Below are 3,117 nucleotides of genomic sequence, written 5' to 3' on the forward strand. Positions count from 1 at the left end.
GCCCGCGAGGGCAGCTCCATCCTGCTCGCCGAGCAGAACGCCTTCATGGCGCTGGAAGTCTCCAACCGAGCCTACGTCATCGACAACGGCAAGATCGTGCACGAGGGGCCTGCACAGGAGCTTCTGGAAGACCGCGAACGCGTGCGTGCGCTGGCCGGCGCTGCGGCCTGATTAGGGCTTTTTCCTTCGGGAACCCCCTCGCCGCCCGGCCACAGAAGTGGTCGGGCGGTGTTCGTTTGGTGCGTCTCAGCCTGCACGCCGGACGAGCCTTGGTTACGCGGCGGCAATGCTGGTAATCGCCACTCGAGGAACAGATGTGGGTGCAAATCAGCGGCAGACGTTATTGAGTTTGCGTACGGAATAGCCATGCTGACTGGCCATAGCGGCCTGTTTCGTGCGCGATTCGATGTTTGGGGTATTTGTCTGCTGAGGTGACGCGCCCGAGTACCTTTTGCCCTGAACGCACACAAGCCCACTGCGGCCGCGAATGGCACAGGCGCAGAGTGCTTATGCCTTGTCCCTGACGGGCAAACCTCGAGCGCACACCCCGCCACGGGGCACCGCAGCCACGCGCCGGGGCGCACGCTCGAGGCAAGGCCTAACGGGAGGCGGTGAGTCAAAACAGAACGCACCCAAACGCTGCGCTACGAATCAGCCAATTCAGAGCAATTTCACTTCGGACTCGCCTTGTTTTGACGTTGGGTCCCGCCTGATCGCTTGCCTCGCGAACGTGCGCCTGGGCGGGGATGGCCGGCAGGACGCCGGCCAAGCAGCCCTTCGCCCGGACGGCGAATGGCTGCGGGCCCCGTTCAGGGGTGCGTTCGCAAGGTTGCCCGTCAGGAACAAGCGATCCGTGAGGTGCGTTTCTTTCGTCGGTTTCTTTGCGCATTTCAAAGAAACCGGCTCGGGCGCGTCACCAATTCAGACCGAATCCCCACATCTTAAATCGCGCCCGAAACAGGGCACGATGGCTAGCAATTAAGTCGATGTTTGCCAACGCATCCACATTCTTGACCGGCCGGCCGTGGATCACCTCGCGTACCGCCACCTCGGTGATCTTGCCGGAGATCGTGCGCGGAATGTCCGACACCTGCTCGATGCGCGCCGGCACATGGCGCGGCGTGGTATTGGCCCGGATCACCTGTCTGATGCGCTCGCGCAGCGCATCGTCCAACTCCACGCTCTCGCGCAGGCGCACGAACAGCACGATGCGCTCGTCACCCTTCCAGTCCTGGCCGACGGCGATGGATTCGAGTACCTCGTTCACCTGCTCCACCTGACGATAGATCTCCGCGGTGCCGATGCGCACCCCGCCCGGATTTAGCGTCGCGTCCGAGCGGCCGTAGATAATCACGCCGCCGCGCGGGGTGATCTCGATGAAGTCACCATGCGCCCAAACGTTGGGATAGCGTTCGAAATACGCGGCACGGTACTTCACGCCCTCGGGATCGTTCCAGAACCCTACCGGCATCGACGGAAACGGAACTTCGCAGACCAGTTCGCCCGGTTCGCCACGAACCGGCTTACCCTCCGGATCGTAGGCTTCGACCTTCAGCCCCAGGCCGCGGCACTGCAACTCGCCGCGGTACACCGGCAGAAGCGGATTACCGAGCGCGAAACAGGACACGATGTCGGTGCCGCCCGAAATGGACGAAAGCATGAGGTTGGCCTTCACGTCGCGATAGACGTAGTCGAAGCTCTCGGGTGCCAGCGGCGAACCCGTCGAGAGGATGGTCTTCAGGGACTTGAGCTGATGCGTCTCACGTGGCCGCACACCCACCTTCTCCACCGCCGCCAGCCACTTGGCGCTGGTACCGAAGATGCTGATGTCCAACTCGTCGATGAGATTCCACAGCACGCTGCCCTTGGGATGGAAGGGCGAACCGTCGTAAAGCACTACGCAGGCGCCGATAGCCAGACTGGATACTACCCAGTTCCACATCATCCAGCCGCAGGTGGTGTAGTAAAAGATGCGGTCATCGTGCTTGAGATCGGTATGCAGCACCAGCTCCTTGAGATGCTGCAGCAGAGTGCCGCCGGCGCCATGCACAATGCACTTTGGAACGCCGGTGGTGCCCGATGAGTACATGATGTACAGCGGATGCGCGAACGGCATCTGGGCGAATTCGATGTGTTCGGCCGCCTGTCCGGCAACGAACTCCGGCCAGGCCACCGCCTTGGGCAGATCGGACAGATTGAGCGGCCGGCCCGAATAGGGGATAACCACGATGCGCTCGAGCGCCGGAATGGCCTCGGCCACTTCCCGCAGCTTACCCATACAGTCATACGTCTTACCCCCGTAGGGATATGCGTCGACAGCGAACAGCACCTTGGGCTCGATCTGACCGAAGCGGTCCACTACCCCCTTGACGCCGAAATCGGGTGAAGTCGACGACCAGATCGCACCGAGCGATGCGGTCGCGAGCATGGCGATCACCGTTTCCGGCATGTTCGGCAGATAACCCGCGACCCGGTCGCCGGGCCCGACACCGGCCTGCTTGAGGGCGAAGGACAAACGCGCCGCCTCCGCATACAGTTGCGCGTGGCTCAGTTCGCGCGCGTGCCCCCATTCGTTGCGAAACATAAGCGCCGGACGATCGTTGCGGTAGCGCAGCAGGTTCTCGGCGAAGTTCAGGCGTACGCCCGGATACCACTGCGCGCCGGGCATGCGGTCGCCGTCGACCAGCACCGGTTCGAACCCTGTACTCTGAGTCGTGCTTTATCGTTCGAATCGCCATGCTGGCGCACCCTGCCCCGCGCCGTCCCGACCCACCAAAGTGTAGCCGTGTGCGCAGCGGCTGCGCTGAGGCCAGCGATCCGCATACTGGCCAAGGCCGTGGATACTACCCCGGCCCGGCACGGCGGGCAAAGCGCGGGGTTTTCGGGCGGTTTTCGTCATGCGCAGCCAAGTCGCCCGGCGTTTGCCGCCTCCGGCAACGCGCTGCCATAATCCGCGCCTGATCCCCGCCCTGGAAACCCCATGTCCGACATCGTCATCGCCGCCGCACGGCGCACCCCCATCGGCTCCTTTCTCGGCAGTCTCAACGGCGTGCCGACGCCCGTGCTCGGCGCCACCGCCATCCGCGCCGCGCTCGAGCAGACCGGCATCGCCGGTGA

Annotated in this window: 1 protein-coding gene and 1 pseudogene; one reads left to right on the forward strand and one right to left on the reverse strand. The window is 63.6% G+C overall.

The features are described from left to right. Nucleotides 1-913 precede the first annotated feature (913 nt). Nucleotides 914-2,689 carry an acetoacetate--CoA ligase gene (locus P8014_RS20470; protein WP_337819183.1) on the reverse strand — a complete coding sequence of 592 codons (1,776 nt, stop codon included), beginning with the start codon at nt 2,687-2,689 and terminating at the stop codon, nt 914-916. 291 nt (nt 2,690-2,980) lie between these two features. On the opposite strand from P8014_RS20470, the pseudogene P8014_RS20475 reads away from it, so the two are divergent. Then, nucleotides 2,981-3,117, forward strand: a pseudogene (locus P8014_RS20475) (acetyl-CoA C-acetyltransferase); the annotation flags it as partial.

This window comes from Acidihalobacter sp., from assembly GCF_037381185.1.
In the GTDB taxonomy this organism is placed as follows: Bacteria; Pseudomonadota; Gammaproteobacteria; order DSM-5130; family Acidihalobacteraceae; genus Acidihalobacter_A.